18 protein-coding genes are annotated in these 18,183 nt (G+C 67.0%); 7 read left to right on the top strand and 11 right to left on the bottom strand.

Features of this window, described 5'->3' with window-relative positions:
- Window positions 1-209: 209 nt before the first annotated feature.
- On the top strand, window positions 210-629 hold the full coding sequence (locus ACZ5MC_RS22675) for a GxxExxY protein (RefSeq protein WP_306598196.1): 420 nt from the start codon (window positions 210-212) through the stop codon (window positions 627-629).
- Between the two features lie 186 nt (window positions 630-815).
- Here the strand turns inward: ACZ5MC_RS22675 and ACZ5MC_RS22670 are convergent, their stop codons facing one another.
- Complete coding sequence (locus ACZ5MC_RS22670) at window positions 816-2,117, bottom strand: IS701 family transposase (protein ID WP_306598195.1); 1,302 nt, start codon at window positions 2,115-2,117, stop codon at window positions 816-818.
- A 64-nt stretch (window positions 2,118-2,181) separates the two neighbouring features.
- Complete coding sequence (locus tag ACZ5MC_RS22665; RefSeq protein ID WP_306598194.1) at window positions 2,182-3,198, bottom strand: hypothetical protein; 1,017 nt, start codon at window positions 3,196-3,198, stop codon at window positions 2,182-2,184.
- A gap of 184 nt (window positions 3,199-3,382) precedes the next feature.
- Between ACZ5MC_RS22665 and ACZ5MC_RS22660 the strand changes: the two genes are divergently transcribed.
- Genes ACZ5MC_RS22660 through ACZ5MC_RS22650 form a run of 3 tightly spaced genes read left to right on the top strand, consistent with a single transcriptional unit; the run spans window position 3,383 to window position 4,776 of the window.
- Complete coding sequence (locus ACZ5MC_RS22660; RefSeq protein ID WP_306598193.1) at window positions 3,383-3,970, top strand: YceI family protein; 588 nt, start codon at window positions 3,383-3,385, stop codon at window positions 3,968-3,970.
- 15 nt (window positions 3,971-3,985) lie between these two features.
- The gene (locus ACZ5MC_RS22655) at window positions 3,986-4,255 is read left to right on the top strand and encodes a DUF493 family protein (protein WP_306598192.1); all 270 of its coding nucleotides are present in this window, start codon (window positions 3,986-3,988) and stop codon (window positions 4,253-4,255) included.
- A gap of 23 nt (window positions 4,256-4,278) precedes the next feature.
- Window positions 4,279-4,776 carry a DinB family protein gene (locus ACZ5MC_RS22650; protein ID WP_306598191.1) on the top strand — a complete coding sequence of 166 codons (498 nt, stop codon included), beginning with the start codon at window positions 4,279-4,281 and terminating at the stop codon, window positions 4,774-4,776.
- Between the two features lie 10 nt (window positions 4,777-4,786).
- On the opposite strand, the gene asnS is transcribed toward ACZ5MC_RS22650, so the two are convergent.
- From asnS to ACZ5MC_RS22610, 8 genes are all read right to left on the bottom strand, one after another.
- Window positions 4,787-6,085 (bottom strand): asparagine--tRNA ligase, encoded by a 1,299-nt coding sequence (gene asnS / locus ACZ5MC_RS22645; RefSeq protein WP_306598190.1) that lies wholly within the window; start codon window positions 6,083-6,085, stop codon window positions 4,787-4,789.
- Window positions 6,086-6,139: 54 nt separating this feature from the next.
- The gene (locus tag ACZ5MC_RS22640; RefSeq protein WP_306598188.1) at window positions 6,140-7,075 is read right to left on the bottom strand and encodes a chemotaxis protein CheW; all 936 of its coding nucleotides are present in this window, start codon (window positions 7,073-7,075) and stop codon (window positions 6,140-6,142) included.
- Window positions 7,072-9,198, bottom strand: a complete 2,127-nt coding sequence (locus ACZ5MC_RS22635; protein ID WP_306598187.1) for a chemotaxis protein CheA — start codon at window positions 9,196-9,198, stop codon at window positions 7,072-7,074. The genes ACZ5MC_RS22640 and ACZ5MC_RS22635 overlap by 4 nt, the downstream gene beginning before the upstream one ends.
- Before the next feature lie 3 nt (window positions 9,199-9,201).
- On the bottom strand, window positions 9,202-10,710 hold the full coding sequence (locus ACZ5MC_RS22630) for a chemotaxis protein CheW (RefSeq protein WP_306598186.1): 1,509 nt from the start codon (window positions 10,708-10,710) through the stop codon (window positions 9,202-9,204).
- Between the two features lie 3 nt (window positions 10,711-10,713).
- The gene (locus ACZ5MC_RS22625; protein ID WP_306598184.1) at window positions 10,714-11,283 is read right to left on the bottom strand and encodes a hypothetical protein; all 570 of its coding nucleotides are present in this window, start codon (window positions 11,281-11,283) and stop codon (window positions 10,714-10,716) included.
- Between the two features lie 32 nt (window positions 11,284-11,315).
- A complete protein-coding gene (locus ACZ5MC_RS22620) occupies window positions 11,316-11,672 on the bottom strand; it encodes a response regulator (protein WP_306598183.1) in 357 nt (118 codons plus the stop codon).
- A gap of 24 nt (window positions 11,673-11,696) precedes the next feature.
- Window positions 11,697-12,092 carry a PilZ domain-containing protein gene (locus ACZ5MC_RS22615; protein WP_306598182.1) on the bottom strand — a complete coding sequence of 132 codons (396 nt, stop codon included), beginning with the start codon at window positions 12,090-12,092 and terminating at the stop codon, window positions 11,697-11,699.
- 115 nt (window positions 12,093-12,207) lie between these two features.
- Complete coding sequence (locus ACZ5MC_RS22610; protein ID WP_306598181.1) at window positions 12,208-13,788, bottom strand: adenylate/guanylate cyclase domain-containing protein; 1,581 nt, start codon at window positions 13,786-13,788, stop codon at window positions 12,208-12,210.
- A gap of 70 nt (window positions 13,789-13,858) precedes the next feature.
- Between ACZ5MC_RS22610 and rimO the strand changes: the two genes are divergently transcribed.
- From rimO to ACZ5MC_RS22595, 3 genes are read left to right on the top strand one after another with little or no spacing between them, the layout of a single operon-like run.
- Complete coding sequence (rimO, locus tag ACZ5MC_RS22605; protein WP_464516789.1) at window positions 13,859-15,235, top strand: 30S ribosomal protein S12 methylthiotransferase RimO; 1,377 nt, start codon at window positions 13,859-13,861, stop codon at window positions 15,233-15,235.
- A 41-nt stretch (window positions 15,236-15,276) separates the two neighbouring features.
- A complete protein-coding gene (locus ACZ5MC_RS22600; protein ID WP_306598179.1) occupies window positions 15,277-15,726 on the top strand; it encodes an OsmC family protein in 450 nt (149 codons plus the stop codon).
- Window positions 15,726-16,271 (top strand): phosphatidylglycerophosphatase A family protein, encoded by a 546-nt coding sequence (locus ACZ5MC_RS22595; RefSeq protein ID WP_464516788.1) that lies wholly within the window; start codon window positions 15,726-15,728, stop codon window positions 16,269-16,271. Before ACZ5MC_RS22600 ends, ACZ5MC_RS22595 begins: the two co-directional genes overlap by 1 nt.
- A 49-nt stretch (window positions 16,272-16,320) precedes the next feature.
- Here the strand turns inward: ACZ5MC_RS22595 and ACZ5MC_RS22590 are convergent, their stop codons facing one another.
- Complete coding sequence (locus tag ACZ5MC_RS22590; protein WP_464516787.1) at window positions 16,321-18,072, bottom strand: DNA repair helicase XPB; 1,752 nt, start codon at window positions 18,070-18,072, stop codon at window positions 16,321-16,323.
- Window positions 18,073-18,183: the final 111 nt, after the last annotated feature.

Genomic DNA, 18,183 nt, shown 5'->3' with positions numbered 1-18,183 from the left:
CCTTTTTCTTTTCCTCGGTATCCTCGGCCTCCTCGGCGCCTCGGCGATGGCTTTCTCAAGTATCAGTCGGCGCAAAGATTACATGCGCCGAAGCACCCGTCGAAAAGCCCATCGCCGAGGCGCCGAGGAGGCCGAGGATACCGAGGAAAGAATTCTGGCCTGAACGTCCCGGCGTGATTGAGCGCACTCCTGACCCGAAGGAGGAAGTCATGGGTCGGCATTGGGGCGAAGATTGGGGCGACAACTATCCCCATCGAGATATCACCGAAGCCATCATCCTCGCTGCCATCAGGGTGCAGATAGTTCTGGGGCCTGGACTCCTGGAAAATGCCTACAAGGCTTGCCTCGCCCATGAACTCAGGTTGGCCGGACACGAGGCCCTACGCGAGGTTCACCTCGACATCACCTACAAGGAATTGTGCGTCGAGAATGCCTACATCATGGATATCGTGGTGGACCACAAGGTGGTCGTCGAGGCGAAGGCCATTGCGAAGTTTTCGGATGCCGACTTCGCCCAACTGAATAGCTGCCTCCACTTTGCAAATTTCGAAGTGGGCCTGCTGATCAATTTTCATAACTGGCCCCTCAAGGACGGGGGCATCAAGCGACTCGTCAACACCAAGCCCTGAACTGGACCCGAGGCGAAGGGGGGGGGACAAGGTGTTACCTGTTCTTCTGGCGGCCTACACTAGCACAACTGTGTCATAACATTGGCGCCATGGTTTTTCCCACATGTCGGACAGTAGGCGAGAGAACCCACGAGAATCCGCTCCAGCCTTCGACGTAGCGTCGTTATGGAATAGGGCGAATGCCGCTCAGGGCGGAAGGGCGCGGTGTCCTCTGGGAAGGGGGGCGGGCTGGGGTGGTGCGTGAATGAAGCCAAAGATGGATTGGATCGTAGGGGGGGAAAGGCGGCTTCGTTCCGCCACAATGAAGGCATACGTGGCGGCGCATAGACTCAAGTGATGGTGGAATCCCCGCCATCCACGGCCCTCATAGTGGTCCAGGCCGAGTTCGTCTTTCATCTCCTGGTAGTCCCGCTCGATCCGCCAGCGCAGTTTCGTGACCCGGACCAATTGCCGGAGTGGCGTGGCCTCTGGCAGGGTCGAAAACCAATACTTGGTGGGCTCCTGCTCGGATTCGGGCCACTCAATCAACAACCACTCCTCCGGGTGCATTTCCGCTCGAGTGTTGTCTCGATGAGCGGGACGAACGCGCAGCGCCGCGAACCGGGATTCCATGATGCCCCGGGTTCCCTCTCCCCACGGCACCTTCGCCCAGGCGGCCTTGGGCAGGGCCTCCGCCAGGGCTTTGACCGTCTCGGGCTGATGCTCATCATCCCTCCTCAGTCTCTTGGCCGGATGTCCCTTTCCGCCGGGTTTTCTGGGGGGCAGCGGCCCATTGCCGTTCGCCCAGACGGTCGTGGTTTTGCTGACCCCCACTGCGTAGACGAGGTGCCGTTCCGTCAACCCTTCCCTGAAACCGAAAATGTCGCCGTAGCCCGCATCAGCCAGCACGGGCAGGTCAGGTTCCTTGTCCGTGCGCTGACCATCAATGAGGGCGAGCGCAATTTGCCATTTGGGCTGAAAGACAACCGCCTCGGGAACACCGGCCTCGGCACGGCGTTCCATGTCCTTGGCCCAGGCCTCCGGAAGATACAACCGGAACGCCACGGGCACGCTGCTCCAGCGGGAGGCCATGGACAAGCTCACGGCGCATTGGCAATTGGAGGTCTTTCCGAATGGCCCGCAATACTGATGGGCCACGCCAACCGAGTGCGTCCCCTTTTTGGGGAAACCTGTGTCATCGACAATCCAGGCTTCAATCGGCCCCTGGATCTCCATGGCTTCGCGAGCATAGTCCCGGGCCACCCGGAGAACCGCGTCATCACTCCAACCCGCTTGAGCCACCAGGTGGTGCAAGGATTGGTGCCGGGCCTGGACGTGCACCGGGTCCAACCGCGCTGCCATCGGCTCAACGCTTTTTCGATCCCCGGGCAGGATCAAACCCTGGCAATAGAGCGCCATTGGCTCACGGCGATCGGCATGGCCGGCCGCCTTCGCCAGTAATCCGGCGTAGGCATCGAAACGCGCACGGCTTTCGGCAGTCTCAACCATAGGTAGCCCTAGCCTATAGGATAGGCAGGGCGGGGAGGCTGTCAATACTTATGACACAGTAGTGCTAGGGCTGGACCGCCGGGGCCTCGACCTTGGGCTTGCGGGGGACCACCCAGACGCTGCGGTCCTTCTTCGGGGCCGCGCCGCCGGCGTGGCAGGACCGGCAGGAGGCCAGTCCCGGGTCGTTCCCGCGCCAGTAGGCGCTGGCGGCTCCCTGCGTCTCGGCCCTGCGGGCCTCGGGCACCTGGGGCCAGTAGAAGGTGAGCCGGGGGGTGCCGTCCTTGTCCGTCTCGAGGGCGTAAAGGGGGCCCTGGTCGAAGCCGGGGCGGCCCCAGCGGTCCTCCAGGGTGCTCATGACCACCAGGGAACCGGGGGGAAGCTTCTCGCCGGCCCGGTAGGCCTGCTCGGCTTCCGGATTCACCCACACGCGGATCCAGCGGTTGCCGTGGGGCCCGGACTTCACCGGCTCGCTGTGGAGACCCCGAAGGGCCAGGTAGTCCAGGGCCCGCAGGGGGGCCTGGGCCTCGGGATCCCGGGGGGCCTCCGCCGCCACGGGCGGGGGTGCCGGGGCGGGCGCGGGCTTGGCTTCGGGAAGCCTGGGGGGGGCCACCAGGAGCTGGGGGGCCGGATGCTGGCCCACCATGACCGCGCCGGAATACGAGGAGAGGTAGGCCGCGAAGCACCAGGCCAGGCCCGCGAGCAGGGCCGGAAACCCGATGCCCTGGTGTTCCTGCCGGCGGCGGTAGAGGGACTTGAGGCACAGGGCGCCCAGGACCACGGAGGCGGCGCCCCCGATCTCGTGGACCCGGAACAGGTAGGGCATCCCGGCGGTGGCGGGGCCCCAGAAGGCCCCGGCGGCGAGGTTCCCGTGGGCGCGGGCCAGGTAGAAGCCGCTGGCCAGGGCCAGGATGGAGCCCACGGTGCCGATCCAGGCCAGGTAGCGGCAGGTGGTCCACCAGGGGCGGATCCCCCGGCCGCCCCGCTGGGCTGCGATGATGGGCAGGGGGATCATGAGCGCCGCCGCGATGGGCAGGTGCACCAGGAGTGCATGCTTGCTGGCGATCCAGGCAGTCCAGTTCATGGGGCGGGCATCCGGGGAGTGAATAGGAAGTTTTGTATATATTCTGCCTTGTTTCCAAGATCCGTTCCCTTGGAATCTGAGGTTTCCACATATTTCCGGTCACGTCCCCGGAGGCCGCCGCACCCAAGGACTATCAACAGGGGCTCATCCCCATTCGGGGGGCTCCCACCACTTGGAGTCGACCATGCCATCCCGCATCCTCCTGGGTCTCGCCCTCGCCTCCGGCCTCCTTGCGGCCGAACCCCAGGTCTTCCGCGTGGACACCACCCACACCGTCCTGGGCTTCAAGGCCCAGACCGTCCTGTTCGACGTGCCCGGCCGGTTCGACCGGTACAAGCTGCAGATCAAGGGCACCCCGGCCAGCCCCGCCGACGCCCAGGTCCAGCTGGACATCGAGACGGCCTCCGTCGATACGGCCAACACCAGCCGGGACAACCACCTGCGCTCAGCGGACTTCTTCGACGCGGCGAAGTACCCGGCCATCACCTTCACCTCCAGCAAGGTGACCCGGGAAGGGGACAAGGTGACGGTGCGCGGCACCCTCACCATGCACGGCAAGAGCCAGGAGCTGGACATTCCCTTCACGGCTTCCGAAGGCATGAACGGGGCGGGCAAGCAGACCTGGTCCTACCGGGCCACGGTGCCCCTGGACCGCCTGGCCTTCGGGGTGGGGGCCGACAGCATCGCCGCGAAGATCAGCCTGAAGCAGCAGGTGGAACTCAACCTCCTGCTGGTGGGCTTCTTCGAGGCCCCGAAGCCCGCGGCGAAGTGAGGCTATAATCCGGGAATGGACAGCTGCCCCCGCCCCGCCCAGGACTTCCCCCAGAGGGTGCCCCTGAAGATCATCGGCCGCGGCGCCGAGATGGATCCCCTGCGCATGGCGGCCCTGATCCTGGAGCACCTGGGCCCCCAGCCCGCCGTGGACCAGGCCCATTCCGCCAACCGGAAGGGCGCCTATACCAGCTTCACCTTCTGGGTGACCCTGCCCCACGAGCGGGCCGAGGCGCCCCTGAGGGCGGCCTTGCAGGGATTGCCCGGCGTGGTGATGCAACTCTGATATCCAGACATCCGGAGGCTCCCGTGAAACCGATCGTCCGTAGGCCGGGCCCTTTGGGCGCCATGATGGATGAACTGGACCGGGCCGTTCGCGACCTGGTCCAGCTCGTCGGCCCCCTCACCCAGGTGAACTACGACGTGGTGCGGGACCGGGAGACCGCCGACGAGGACTGCCGCTCCATCCGCACCGTGGTCGAGCACGTGGTGCGGTCCGGCTACGGGTACACGGAGCGGATCCGGGGAGCCCTGGACGTGCCCTTCGTGCTGCCGGACTACGTGGTGGCGACTCCCCTGGACGCCCTCCACGAGCTGCAGACCATGGCCTTCACCATGGCCGAGACCTTCGAGGGCCGGTGGGACCTTTCCGGGGACGTGGTGAAGAACGCCCGCATCACGGCGCGCTCCGGCCGGATCTACGACATGGAGCAGCTCATCGAGCACGCCATCGTGCATGTGCTGCGCCACCGCCGGCAGATCGAGCGGTTCCTCACCGAGACCCGGTTCAAGGGCGACCGGCGCTGAAGCGCGCGGGTCAGGGCCTGATCGTGCCCATCATGCGGGGGTAGGGCGCCGTCTCGCGCACGTGGGGGAGCTTGCAGATCCACGCCACGGCCCGCTCCAGGCCCAGGCCGAAGCCGGCGTGGGGGACGCTGCCGTACTTGCGCACGTCCAGGTACCACTCGTAGTCCGAGCGGTCCAGGCCCTCGTGGGCGATCTGGTCCAGGAGGTACTGCAGGCTCGAGGCCCGCTCGCCGCCGCCGATGACCTCGCCGTAGCCTTCGGGGGCCAGGAGGTCGGCGCCGAGGGCCAGCTTGGGGTCCAGGGGATCGGGTTCCATGTAGAACGCCTTGAAGGACTTGGGGAAGCGGTGGACCCAGAGGGGGCGGTCCGTGGCGTTCATGAGGATGGTCTCGTCGTCGTTGCCGAAGTCCTCGCCCCAGTTGATGTCCGAGCCCAGCTCCTTGAGCCGGGCCACGGCGTCGGTGTAGGTCATGCGGTCGAAGGTGGTGGACAGGGCGGTCTCCAGGGGGGCCAGGTCGCGCTCCAGGATGGCCAGCTCCTCGCGGCGGCCCTCCAGGACCCGCTGGAGGATGAACTTGGTCATGCGCTCGCCCAGGACCATCACGTCCTCCAGGTGGGCGAAGGCCACTTCGGGCTCGACCATCCAGAACTCGGTGAGGTGGCGGCGGGTCTTGCTCTTCTCGGCCCGGAAGGTGGGGCCGAAACAGTAGGTCTTGCCGAAGGCGGCGAGTCCGGGCTCCTGGTAGAGCTGGCCGGACTGGGAGAGGAAGGCCATGCCCTCGTCGAAGTACTGGGTGCCGAAGAGGCTCGAGGTGCCCTCGCAGGCGCTGGGGGTGAGGATGGGGGCGTCCAGGAGGGTGAAGCCGTCGCCGTCGAAGAAGTCCCGGATGGCCTTGGCGATGGTGTGGCGCACGCGGAGGATGGCCCACTGCCGCTTGCTGCGCAGCCAGAGGTGCCGGTTCTCCATGAGGAAGGCGGTGCCGTGCTCCTTGGGGGTGATGGGGTAGTCCACGCTGTCGCCGATGAGCGTCACCTTGGTGGCCAGGATCTCGGGCTCGCCGGTCTTCGGGTGCTGCTGGACCCGGCCCTCCAGGACGATGGCGGCCTCCTGGGTGAGCCTGCCGGCCAGTTCGTAGCTCTCCGGATCGGCTTCGGCGGCGCCCACGACGCACTGCACGAAGCCCGAGCCGTCCCGCAGGTCGATGAACCGCGTCTTGCTGGTCCGGGCGTTGCGCACCCACCCGCGGAGGGTCACGGTCTGGCCGATGTGCTGCTTCAGGTGGCGGATTTCGGTAAGGGGATGGTCCACGTCAGGCTCCAGCGATACCCCTCCATCATGGCGCGGATTGGCCATTCGCCCAAGTCAGGCCTTCAGGCCGGTGTCCCGGAACTTGGAGCCCACGATCATCTGGAGGCCGCGGATGTGGTTCAGGACGCGCTCCAGCTTCTGGCGGGCGATGTCCTGGTACTGCAGTTTCTGGATGAGCTCGAACACCTCGTCCTGCATCCGGGTGCCCAGGGCCTCCACCTGCGCCAGCACGGCCTCCAGGCCCTTCATGTGGCCCAGGCCGGCCTCCTGCTTGAGCCGCACCAGGCCCTGGAAGCACTTGTCGGTGTCGGCCAGCATGGTCTCGACCTTCTCCAGCACCTTCTCCATCTCCTGCTCGGTGTGCGAGATGGCCTCCTCCATCTGGGGGATGATCCGGCTGGCGTCGGACTCGACCCGGAAGGGGGCGGCGGCGATGAGCTCCTGCAGGCCGGCGTCCAGGGCCTGCTCCACGTCGTGGCCCTGGTGGAGGCCCAGGCCGTGGGACCGGGAGGTGTGGAAGGTGGTGATGAGGCGGCTGTCCAGGAGCGCCGTGATGCGCTCCTCCTGCACGATGAAGCCCTGCACCCAGGCCCCGTCGGGCCCGGCCAGGAGGGCGCTGGCGGGCACCATCTGCTCGCGCGTGGCCTCCACGACCGAGGCGACCCGGTCCACCAGGAGGCCCACGTTGCTGGAGGACCCCATGTCCAGGACGATGATGTTGAGCGAGAGCTCGGAAGCCAGGGGCTCCATGCCCATGCGCAGGCGCAGGTTGATGACGGGGATGGACTGGCCGCGCAGGTCCAGCAGTCCCTCGACGCTCCGGGGCATGTGGGGGATCTGGTTCAGGTCCCGGTGGGGGGTGATCTCCGCCACCTGGGCCAGGGGCACGGCGTAGGTGTGGCCGGCCAGCTCGAAACTGAGGTACTGCCCCTCCCGGACGGCTCCAGCCGCCGGTTCGTGGGGGACCCCGGTCGCCGCGGCAAGGCTCACAGGCCCTCCTGGACGGCGAGCATGAGGAGCTCGGCCGGGTCGAGGATCAGCACGACCCCGCCGTCGCCCATGATGCTGGCGCCGGAAATGCCCGGGAGGCTGGCGAGGTAGGGGGCCAGGGGCTTGATCACCATCTCCTGGCGGCGGAGGAAGGCGTCCACGATCACGCCCATGCGCCGGCCGCCGGTGGAGACCACCACCACGGGCAGCTCCTCGTCCTCCAGCAGCTCGACGGAGCTCTGCTTGAAGTGCAGCAGGTCGCTGAGGCGGGTGACGCCCAGCACCTCGCCCCGGAGGTTGATGGCCTTGCGGCGGGTGAGGTGGCTGAGGGTCTCCTTGGGCACCAGGAGGGTCTCCTCCACGGCCGTGCCCGGGAGCGCGAAGACCTGGCCGCCGCTGCGCATGAGGAGCGCGTCGATGATCGCGAGCGTCAGGGGCAGCTTGATGGTGAAGATGGAGCCGCGGCCCACGGAGCTGGTGACGGAGACGCTGCCGTTGAGCTTGCGGACGTTGGACTTGACCACGTCCATGCCCACGCCGCGGCCGCTGATGTCGGTGACCTGCTTGGCGGTGGAGAAGCCCGGCAGGAAGATGAGGTTGATGGCCTCGTCGTCGGTGATGCTCTCGGCCTTCTCGGGCGTGAGGATGCCCTTCTCCACGGCCTTGGAGCGGATCACGGCGGGGTTGATGCCCTTGCCGTCGTCCTCGATCTCCACCAGGACGGAATCGCCTTCGTGGCGGGCCCTGAGCACGACCGTGCCGGTCTCGGACTTGCCCGAACCCGCGCGCACGTCGGGCATCTCGATGCCGTGGTCGGCGCTGTTGCGGATGAGGTGGATGAGGGGATCGCTGAGCTCCTCGATGAGGCTCTTGTCGATTTCCGTGTCCTCGCCCACCATCTGCAGCTCGATCTTCTTGCCGGAGGCCTTGGCCAGGTCGCGGAGCATGCGGGGGAACTTGGTGAAGATGGTCTTCACGGGCACCATGCGGATGCCCAGCACCGAGGCCTGGATCTCCTTGCTCACCTGGTCCAGGTAGACCGAGGAGCGGCGCAGCTCCTTGACCAGCGCGTCGGCGCCGGGGGTGAGGGCCTCGCCCTCCAGGCGCTCCACGATATGGGCGATCATGGTCTTGCTGATGATCAGCTCGGCCACGGTGTTCATGAAGTTGTCCAGCTTGGCCTGGCTCACGCGGATGGTGTCGTTCACGGCCTTGCTGGTGTCCTGGGGCTTGTCCTGGACCTTGCGGGCCTCGGCCACGGGGCCGGCGGCGGGGGCCTCGGGCGCCTCGGCCACGGGCGCCTCGCCCAGGGTCAGGTCGAAGTACTCGATGGACACGTACTTGACGCCGTCGAAGAGCTTGCGCACGGATTCGGGGGTCTCGGCGGGCGTGAGCAGAAGGAGGAGGCCGAAAGGCAGCTCCTCGGGACGGAACTCGTCCAGGTCCATGTCCTTCATGATCTTGGACGAGTGGATCATGCGGCCGACCAGGTCGACCATGGAGATCATGGACAGGGGGTTGAAGGGCGTGCCCAGGAGTTCGGGCAGGAGGCGGACCTTCAGGGCCATGACGGGAACGCCCTGGGCCAGGGCCTCCTCCGCGGCCTGGATGGCCTCGCTGTCCATCTCCTCGAGGCCCGGGGGCACCCGGAGGCCCTGGGCCTTGGCCGCCGCGGATACGGCTGCCACGGGGGCCGGGGCCGCGGCCTTGGCTCCGCCGCCCTTGAGGGCCTCGAGGCGGGCGATGAGGCCGGACGTGTCGGGATCGGCCGGCGCGCCCTGCTTGCGCAGGTTCACGGCCACGTCGTTCACCAGCACCTTGAGCGTGTCCTCGGTCTCGAAGAGCACCTCCATCACCTCGGGGCTCACCTTCATGCGGCCCTTGCGCAGGTCGTCCAGGATGTTCTCGCCGATGTGGGCCAGCGCCTGGACCTTGGCCAGGCCCAGGAAGCCCGAGGCCCCCTTGATGGTGTGCACGGACCGGAAGATGGCGTTGAGGATCTCCAGGTCGCCCGGGGCCTCCTCCAGGGTCAGGAAGTTCTGCTCGATGAGCTCGAAGTGCTCGCCGGCCTCGACGAGGAAGTCTTCATAGAAGCTGGGGTCGTCCAGGGAGAATTCGCTCATGGTTCAGCCTTTTTTCTTTCCCTGGAAGACCTGCAGCTGCTGGCCCTCCACATCGGTGAGGAGGCGTTGGACGTTGAGCAGGAACACGACGCCCTGGTCCGTGCGGGCCACCTTCTCGATGAAGGTGTTGGCGCCCACGGCGGTCACCTTGGGGGGCTCCTCCAGGCGCCGCTGATCGACGGACTTCACCTCGTCCACGGAATCCACCACCAGCCCGGTGGAGACCCCGCCGATGGGGGTGATGACGATGCGGGACAGGTTGGTGGCGGCCTGGCGCTCCAGTCCGAAGCGCTCGCGCAGGTCGATGACCGGCATGACCTCGCCCCGGAGGTTCAGCACGCCTTCGATGAAGGAGGGCGCGCGGGGCACGGGGGTGATGTTGCTGACCATGATGATCTCCCGCACCTCGTGGAGGCGCAGGGAGTAGGCCTCGGGGCCCAGGCGGAAGACGACCAGCGGCAGCTCGAAGCTGTCGGCGTGGTCCTCCTTGGTCTCCTGGATGAGACTGGTGCTCATGGCGGCGATCTTGGCCTGGTCCTCGCCCGTGATGATGTCGAGCACCTTGAGAAGGCTCACCATGCGGTCGGAGCGCACCACCACGCCCTCCAGGTCGCGGCTCTCGCGCTCGCTGAGGGTCTGGGGGGGCGGGAGGATGTCCTCCTCCCGGATCCGGATGATCTCCTGGATGCCGTCCACCACGATGCCCAGCTTGGCCGCGCCGAAACTGAGGAGGATGACCATGTCGCCGGCGGTGGGGTTCTCGGCGGGTTCGACCTGGAGGAGCTGGATGAAGTCCAGGAGCGGGAGCACCTGGTCCCGCAGGCAGATGACGCCCAGGACGTAGGGGGGCGCGTCCGGGACCTTGGTGATGGTGGGGATCTCGATGATCTCCTCCACCAGCTTGAGGTCGATGCCGAAGGACTCCCGGCCCAGGGTGAAGGTGACGTAGGGCAGCTCGTCCTCGACGAGCTCGGCGGCCGCGTCCTGGGACATGAAGGTGGAGGTGCCGGCGGAGGTGTCGGCCAGGACCTCGCGGTGGCCGAATTCCGAGGAATCCAGGATCTTCTCGAGGTTGATGAGGGTGATGAGGCGGTCGCCGGTGGTGACCATGCCGGCCAGGTACTCGCTGCGCACGCCGGCCACCAGGGGCGGGGTGTCGCGCAGGGTGAAGTCGTCCAGCTTGACCACTTCGGCCACGGAATCAACCATGAGCCCCGTGGGCTGTCCCGCCAGGCCCAGGATGATGATGCGGGTCTTGTCCGTGGGGGGCTTGGGGGGCAGGTGGAAGCGCAGCCGGCTGTCCAGCACCGGGATGATCATCCCGCGCAGGTTCACCACGCCCAGGACGAAGCTGGGCGCGCCGGGAACGGGCGTGATGTCGGTGCGGGGCGTGATCTCCTGGACCCGGTCGATATCCAGACCGAATTCCACGCCGTCCAGGGTGAAGGTCACCAACTGGCCGGAGGGGACGAACTCATGGGCCTGCCTGGCCTGGACTTCAGCTGTTGCCATGGATCATCCCTTGGTCTGGCTTCGTTTGAATTCCTCGACCACCGAATCCGCGTGGGTCTTCTTCTCGTCCGGAGTCGTGCCGGTGGTGGCGATGGTGCGGCTGATGGAGGCCCGCTCCCCTTCGCTCTTCAGGCCCGTGCCCAGGAGGTCGACGATGTAGTCGTGGATCTGGCGCAGGTGGTGGACGATGCGTTCGAGCTTCTGGCGGGTGATGTCCTGGAACTGCATGAGGTCCATGGCCTCGTAGACCTTGTCCTGGATGTCCTTGCCCGCCGCCATGACCTGGCGGATGGCCTCCTGGACCGAGGCGTCCTGGGCGGAGGGATGGGCCATGAGGCCCGTGATCAGGGACTGCTGCTGGCCCACCAGGGTGCTGATGAGGTCCAGCTGGTCCATGACCTTGTTGGTCTCGCGCTCGGTGACGGCCGTGACGGCGTCCAGTTCGGAGATCACGTGGCCCTGGGCGTCCGGGGCCGTGCCCTCCGGCGCCTTGGCGGGCGCGGCCTCCTTCTTGGCCTTGCCGGGCTTGGCCGGCGCGTTCTTCATGAGGGCGTCGATTTCGGACTGATCCATGGTGCCTCCCCTTAGGAGTGGGTCTGGGAGGTCTAGCCGAGCAGGGACTCGATCTTTTCCTTGAGCGTCTCGGGCGTGAAGGGCTTGACCACGTAGTTGTTCACGCCGGCCTGGAGGGCCTGGACGATGTCCTCCTTGGCGGCGTTGGTGGTGACCATGAGGATGGGGATCGTGCTGTTCTGGCCGCGCACCGTCTGGACGAACTCCAGGCCGTCCATCTCCGGCATGTTCCAGTCGGTGATGATCATCTCGACACCGCCCTGGGCGAGCTTTTCAAGGCCGGCCTTGCCGTGCTCCCCTTCCACCACGTCGGTATAGCCGATGCGGGAAAGGGTGTTGATGATGATGCGGCGCATCGTCGAAGAGTCGTCCACGATTAGGATCTTCAAGGGAGCTCCTTTTAGGTCAATATCCTACTTCTCTTCCGCCATTGCGGCGGCCTCGATGAACTTCATCAGGGCCGCCTGATCATCCGGATATACGTTGAGGAATTTTACCCCAAGTTCATACTCGCCGCTTTCGAGGTGTTCCACCCGGACGACTTTCCCGACGGCCACCAGGGGCCTCAGGTCCGCCTCGGCCGCGGGGCCGAAGTGGTTCTGGTGCCTGCCCCAGCCCGGTACCCGGATCTCCAGCTTCAGGAGGGTCTCGAGGGGAAGCTCCCTGGGGGAGTTCAGCAGGAGGCCGCCGCCGGAGATGTCGCCGTAGACGCTGGTGGCGGGCTCCGGCTCCCGGGCGAAGGAGAGCTCCTGGAAGCCCACGGTGGCGCCACCTGGGATCCTTCGGTAGTTTCGGCGTTCGGAGGACATGGGGACCTTCCTATGCATGATGATCGGAGGGGCGGGCTCCCGGCTTGAGTTTGAGTCGGAACAGGTCATTTCAACATGCGGGCGGGGGAAAAGTCCAAGGCGCAGGCAGCCCGGTTCATTCCCAGGGCACCAGGAAGGGCCGCACCTCCTGCTCGATGTTCTTGAGGGAGACGGGGTTGAGCTGCACGAAGTCTTTTGACTGCAGTATTTCAGCAGTCCTCGGGCCGATGGCGATCTGGCCGGGGCCGGCCACGCTGCTCTCCAGCCGGGAGGCCAGGTTCACCGTGGAGCCCATGACCGTGTAGTCCATGCGCTTCTCGCAGCCGATGTCGCCGGCGAAGGCCTCCCCGCTGTTGATCCCGATGCGCATGCGCAGCTCGGGGTAGCCCGCGGGGCGGTTCTCGTTCATGAACTTCAGGCCCTGCTGCATGGCCTTGGCGGCCTCCACGGCGTGGAGCGCGTGGTCGGGGTCCGGCGCCGGGGCCCCGAAGAAGGCCATGATGGCGTCGCCGATGTACTTGTCCAGGGTTCCCCCCCGGATGAAGATCTGGTCGGTCATGACCTCGAAGGAGCGGTTGAGGATGGTGGCCAGCTGCAGGGGCTCCATGCCCTCGGACATGCGGGTGAACCCCGAGATGTCGGCGAAGAGGACCGAGATCTCGCAGCGGCGCGCCTGGAGGATGGGGGCGTCCAGGTTCTGGGCGGCCTTGAGGATCTCGTTGACCACCTGGGGGCTGTGGTAGCGCTCCAGGCGCTGGCGGAACCGGGTCTCCCGCTCCCGCTGGATGCCCACGGCGGCGAAATTGGCCATGGCGGAAAGGAGATGCTCGTCCTCCCGCTTGAAGCCGCCCTTGTTGAGGCTGGATTCCAGGTAGATCACGCCCAGGGCCTGGGTGTCCACGATGAGCGGGGCGCACAGGGCCGAGGAAATGCCGTGGATCTTGATGCTCTCCCCCGCCGAGAAACGGGGGTCCACCCGGGCGTCGGTGGTGAGGATGGTGACCTTGGCCGTCATTGCCGTTCGGGCGATGGTTCGGCTGATGGGGGTGGTGATGGCGCCCGGCTTCTCCTCCCAGACGAACTCGGGCACCAGGTCCCCGGTGGGGTCGGCCAGGAGGATGAACCCCCGCTGGCAAGGGATCTGGCCCGAAATGAGACTCATGACGGATTCCAGGAGCTCGGCCAGGCCCGCGGCCGCCAGGAGCTTGCCTGCCATGGAGGCCAGCCGGGAAAAGAGCGCCTCCACCTCGGCCGGCGCCTGGCCCGCCTGATGCTTGGCCAGCAGGTCCTCCAGGGTGGAATGGGGCACCATGATGCTGCCGGAGGTGTCGAAGGCCCGGTCCTCCAGGGCGATCTTGGCTTCGGTGTGCGGCTTGGAGAGGACCAGGGCGGGCGGGGCCAGGACGCTCGTCTCCTCGTCCACCCACTGGACGGGAACCTCCCCCAGGAGGACCGTGTCCCCGGGTTTCAGGGGGGTGGGGTCCACCACGGGGAGATCCCGGAAGGTCGTTCCGTTCATGGACTTCATGTCCTGCACGAGAACCTGGCCGCCCTTGAGGAAGAACCGGGCGTGCACCCGGCTGACCGCATTGGAGGAGATCTTGACCGTCGCCGCGTCACCCCGGCCCACGGTGACGCCTTCTTCCGTGAGTTCCACCGTCCGGCGGGCCCCTTCGACGAGCAGGATGATCTTCATGGCCTTCTACTCTCAGCAGAATGCAGAGAATAGCACCGATAACGCTATTCTGGAGGGTCAAGGAGGCCGGATGGCCAAAGTCGGATTCATGTCCCTGGGCTGCCCCAAGAACCTCGTGGACAGCGAGGTGATGCTCGGCCACCTCAGGTTGAAGGGCTTCACCATCACCCCCGACCCCGCCCAGGCGGAGATCCTGGTGGTCAACACATGTGGTTTCATTGAATCGGCCAAGAAGGAAAGCATCGAGGCCATCCTCCAGGCGGCCGCGTACAAGAAGGACGGGGCCTGCCGGAAGCTGGTGGTGGCCGGGTGCATGGTGGAACGGTACCGGGACCAGCTCCTGGCCGACATGCCCGAGATCGACGCGTGCCTGGGCACCCGGGACATCGAGCACATCGCCGAGGTGCTGGGCGCCTCCGACCGGCTCTTCGAACCCGAGCGGGATCCCGGCTACCTCTATAGCGAGTCCAGCCCCCGGCTCCTGACCACCCCCGCGGCCAGCGCCTACCTCAAGATCAGCGAAGGCTGCGACCACAGCTGCGCCTTCTGCATCATCCCCGCCATAAGGGGCCCCCAGCGGAGCCGGACCGTCGCCTCCGTGGTGGCCGAGGCCCGCCAGCTGGTGGCCGGCGGCGTCCTGGAGATCAACCTGGTGGGCCAGGACACCACCGACTTCGGCCGGGACCTGGGGGACCCGGACGCCCTGGAGAAGCTCGTGCGCGCCCTGGGCGCGGTGGAGGGCCTGAAGTGGTTCCGCATCCACTACGCCTACCCCAACCGCCTCACCGACGGCCTCCTGCACGCCATCGCCGAAACCCCCAACTGCGCGAAATACCTGGATATGCCCCTGCAGCACGGGGACGCCGGGGTCCTCAAGGCCATGGCCCGGGGCGGAGGCCGCAAGCCCTTCCTGAAGCTGCTGGAGAAGGCCCGGCGCATCATCCCGGACGTCTTCATCCGGTCCAACTTCATCGTGGGCTTCCCCTCCGAGGACGAGGCGGCCTTCGGGGAACTGCGCGCCTTCGTGGAGGAGGCCCGCTTCGAGCACGTGGGCGTCTTCACCTACTCCCTCGAGGAGGGGACGCCGGCCTTCGGCCTGGGCGACCCCGTTTCCGTCCGCACCAAGAACAGCCGCAAGCGCATCCTCATGGAGCTCCAGCAGAAGATCTGCCGGGAGCGGAACCGGGGGCTGGAGGGCCGGGTGCTGGACGTCCTGGTGGAGGGCACCCACGAGGAGACCGACATGGTCTTCAAGGGCCGCCACATGGGCCAGGCCCCCGAAGTGGACGGCGGCGTGCTCATCGTCGGCGGGGACGTGGTGCCCGGCACCATCCAGCCCGTGCGGATCACCAAGGGCCACGCCTACGACCTGGTGGGCGAGGTGGTGGAGGGCGGCGCCGAGGAGGCCGTGCGCCGCTTCGAGGAATCCCGGCGGGCCCGTTCCTGACCCGGGCGGTCTGGTTTAGACTGTCGCCTAGGAGGCCCGTGATGTCCGAGAAATTCCCCGTCACCGTCAGCTGGAAGGGCAGCACCCAGGACACGGCCTACAGCCGCTCCTCGCAGCTCGCCAAGCCCGGTGCGCCCGTCCAGATCCCCGCCACCAGCAGCCCCGCCACCGGCGGCGACGCCGCCCGGTGGAACCCCGAGGATCTCCTGGCGGCGGCCATGGCCCAGTGCCACATGCTCACCTTCCTGGCCCTGGCCACCAAGGTGCGCCTGACGGTCACCTCGTACGAGGGCGCGTCCGAAGCCGTCATGGAGACCGTGGACCGCCTCACCCGGGTCGCCACCATCACCCTGAAGCCGACGATCACCGTGGCCCCCGGCACCAGCCACGACAAGGTGCGCGAGATGTTCGAGAAGGCGCACAAGTACTGCGTCGTCGCCAATTCCTACAACGGCGAGGTCATCCTGGAGCCCACCGTGGTGGACGCCTGATGCGGGCGGGGCGCTGGGCGTGGTGGGTGGCCACGGGCCTGGGCTCGGGCCGCCTGCGCCCCGCGCCCGGCACGTGGGGCTCCCTGGCGGGGCTCGCCGTCTGGTGCCTGCTCACCCCGCTCCTGGCGGCGCCCGGAGCCTGGATCTCCGAACTCCTCTTCCTGGCCGCGCCCATCGCCATGACCGGGCTGGCCGTGGCCGCCGCCGACCGCGTGGCGGCCGAGACCGGCGACAAGGACCCCGGCTACATCGTCGCCGACGAGTGGGCGGGGCTCTGGATCGCCCTGTGGCCGGTGCGCTGGGGCATCGCCTACGACCTGCCCCGGCTCCTCCAGACAGGCGGCTGGCGCCTGCTGCCCGTCCTGGCCATCCCCTTCCTCGCCTTCCGCCTCTTCGACATCTGGAAGCCCTGGCCCATCCGCCAGATCCAGGTGCTGCCGGGGGGCGCCGGGATCGTCGCGGACGACGTGGTGGCGGGCCTTTTTGCCATTCCCGCAGTGCTCCTCCTGGTCGAGCCTTCGATCCGGTTCCTTGCCACGTTCTGATCTTTCCCCGGCGAACCTCGGCCCCTAGGCCACCTCGGCGAGGAAGGAATCAGGGCTGCAGGGGCGCGGTGTCCTCCAGCAGTTGACGCCACACCGTCGGTTCGCTCAACCCGTTCTCATCCAGGTGCCTGCTCTCGATCAGGTAGCGGTAGCCCTGCTCCGTCAGGAACAGCTGCCGGTTCCTGGCGAACTCCTGCTCGGTCGTATCCCTTGAAATCAAGGAATAGAAGAAGCTGATGTTCCGGTCCCCCTTGGGCCGCAGGATCCGCCCCAGGCGCTGGGCCTCCTCCTGCCGCGAGCCGAAGGTGCCGCTCACCTGGATGGCCACGCTCGCGTCGGGCAGGTCGATGGCGAAATTCGCCACCTTGCTGACGATCAGGACCTTCAGTTCCCCGGCCTTGAACCTGCGGTACAGCTCCTCCCGCTCCCGCTCGGGGGTCTGGCCCGTGAGGACGGGCGCATCCAGGCGTTCGCCGATGATGCGCAGCTGCTCCAGGTACTGTCCGATGACCAGGATGCTGTCGCCGGGGTGCCCCGCCAGGAGCTCGTCCATGACCACCAGCTTGAGGCTGTTCTCCGAGGCGATGCGAAAGCGCGCGCGCTGGTCGGCCACGGCGTAGTCCATGCGCTCGTCGGAGGGCAGGGGCACGCGGATCTCGAGGCAGTGGGCGGTGGCGATGAAGCCGCTCTTCTCCAGGGTCTTCCAGGGCACGTCCACGCGCTTGGGACCGATGAGGGAGAAGACGTCCTCCTCCTTGCCGTCCTCCCGCACGAGCGTGGCCGTGAGGCCCAGGCGGCGCTTGGCTTGGAGCTCGGCCACCGCGCGGAACACCGGCGCGGGGAGCATGTGCACCTCGTCGTGGATGACCAGGCCCCAGTTGGCGGCCTCGAAGATCTTGAAGTGCTCGAAGGGGGCGCCCTTGCTTTTGCGGTACGTGAGGATCTGGTAGGTGGCGATGGTGACGGGGCGGATCTCCTTGGTGTCGCCGGTGTAGAGCCCGATGTCCTCCTCCCGAAGGGACGTCTTGTCCAGCAGCTCCTGCTTCCACTGCTTGACGGCGGTGACGTTGGTGGTGAGCACCAGGGTGCGGGTCTGGAGCCGGGCCATGCAGCCGATGGCGATGACGGTCTTGCCCGCTCCGCAGGGGAGCACCAGGACCCCGGCGCCGCCCTCGGGGCCCCCGCCGGCGTGGAAGACGTCCACCGCCGCCTGCTGGTAGGGCCGGAGACCGAAGGGCTTGCCCGTGCCGGCCAGGGTGGCGCGCATGCTGAATTCCAGGGGGTCGCCGGGCTTGAAGCCCGCCAGGTCCTGCACGGGGTGGCCCAGGCGGATGAGCTGGAGCTTCACCTCGCCGCGCTTGCCATCCGCCAGATAGATCCCTCGCTGATCCGGGTAGGGCTCGGCCAGGTGCTCCTGGAGGCTCCGCTGATTTTCCAGTTCATAGAAGAGGCCCCGATCGTCCATCTCCAGGGCCAGCCGGTCACCCTTCTGCACCAGGCGCAGCTTGCCGTACCGGGTGCCGTGGTCCTGGATCTCCTGGAGGAGGTTCTGGGGCACCGGGTACTTGGACCACCGGTTGAGGGTGGAGGCCATCTCCTCGCAGGAGACGCCCGAGGCCGAGGCGTTCCAGAGGGAGAGCGGCGTTATGCGGTACGTATGGATATGCTCGGGCGACTTCACCAGCTCCGCGAACCGGCTCAGCTCGTCGCGCACTTCCTCGAAGGACGGGTGGGCCACTTCGAGGAGAAGGGTCCTGTCACTCTGGACGATCAGGGGGTTGTCCGGACGAAGGGCGATCACGCGGCAGGGTCCAAAACTCTGAGACTAGAAGGAGTCGACCCCAGGGTCAACGCACCGGTTTGGGGGTGGTGGGGGGCTGGATTTTCCCCTGACGTTTACGTTTGAATCATG

Source organism: Mesoterricola sp. JemC181 (assembly GCF_055384585.1).
This window is presented reverse-complemented; position numbering and strand designations above follow the sequence as displayed.

Coding starts and splice junctions, on each gene's coding strand:
- ACZ5MC_RS22675 (WP_306598196.1), top strand. CDS start 210: ATGGGTCGGCATTGGGGCGAAGATTGGGGCGACAACTATCCCCATCGA.
- ACZ5MC_RS22670 (WP_306598195.1), bottom strand. CDS start 2,117: ATGGTTGAGACTGCCGAAAGCCGTGCGCGTTTCGATGCCTACGCCGGA.
- ACZ5MC_RS22665 (WP_306598194.1), bottom strand. CDS start 3,198: ATGAACTGGACTGCCTGGATCGCCAGCAAGCATGCACTCCTGGTGCAC.
- ACZ5MC_RS22660 (WP_306598193.1), top strand. CDS start 3,383: ATGCCATCCCGCATCCTCCTGGGTCTCGCCCTCGCCTCCGGCCTCCTT.
- ACZ5MC_RS22655 (WP_306598192.1), top strand. CDS start 3,986: ATGGACAGCTGCCCCCGCCCCGCCCAGGACTTCCCCCAGAGGGTGCCC.
- ACZ5MC_RS22635 (WP_306598187.1), bottom strand. CDS start 9,198: ATGAGCGAATTCTCCCTGGACGACCCCAGCTTCTATGAAGACTTCCTC.
- ACZ5MC_RS22630 (WP_306598186.1), bottom strand. CDS start 10,710: ATGGCAACAGCTGAAGTCCAGGCCAGGCAGGCCCATGAGTTCGTCCCC.
- ACZ5MC_RS22625 (WP_306598184.1), bottom strand. CDS start 11,283: ATGGATCAGTCCGAAATCGACGCCCTCATGAAGAACGCGCCGGCCAAG.
- ACZ5MC_RS22615 (WP_306598182.1), bottom strand. CDS start 12,092: ATGTCCTCCGAACGCCGAAACTACCGAAGGATCCCAGGTGGCGCCACC.
- ACZ5MC_RS22610 (WP_306598181.1), bottom strand. CDS start 13,788: ATGAAGATCATCCTGCTCGTCGAAGGGGCCCGCCGGACGGTGGAACTC.
- rimO (WP_464516789.1), top strand. CDS start 13,859: ATGGCCAAAGTCGGATTCATGTCCCTGGGCTGCCCCAAGAACCTCGTG.
- ACZ5MC_RS22600 (WP_306598179.1), top strand. CDS start 15,277: ATGTCCGAGAAATTCCCCGTCACCGTCAGCTGGAAGGGCAGCACCCAG.
- ACZ5MC_RS22595 (WP_464516788.1), top strand. CDS start 15,726: ATGCGGGCGGGGCGCTGGGCGTGGTGGGTGGCCACGGGCCTGGGCTCG.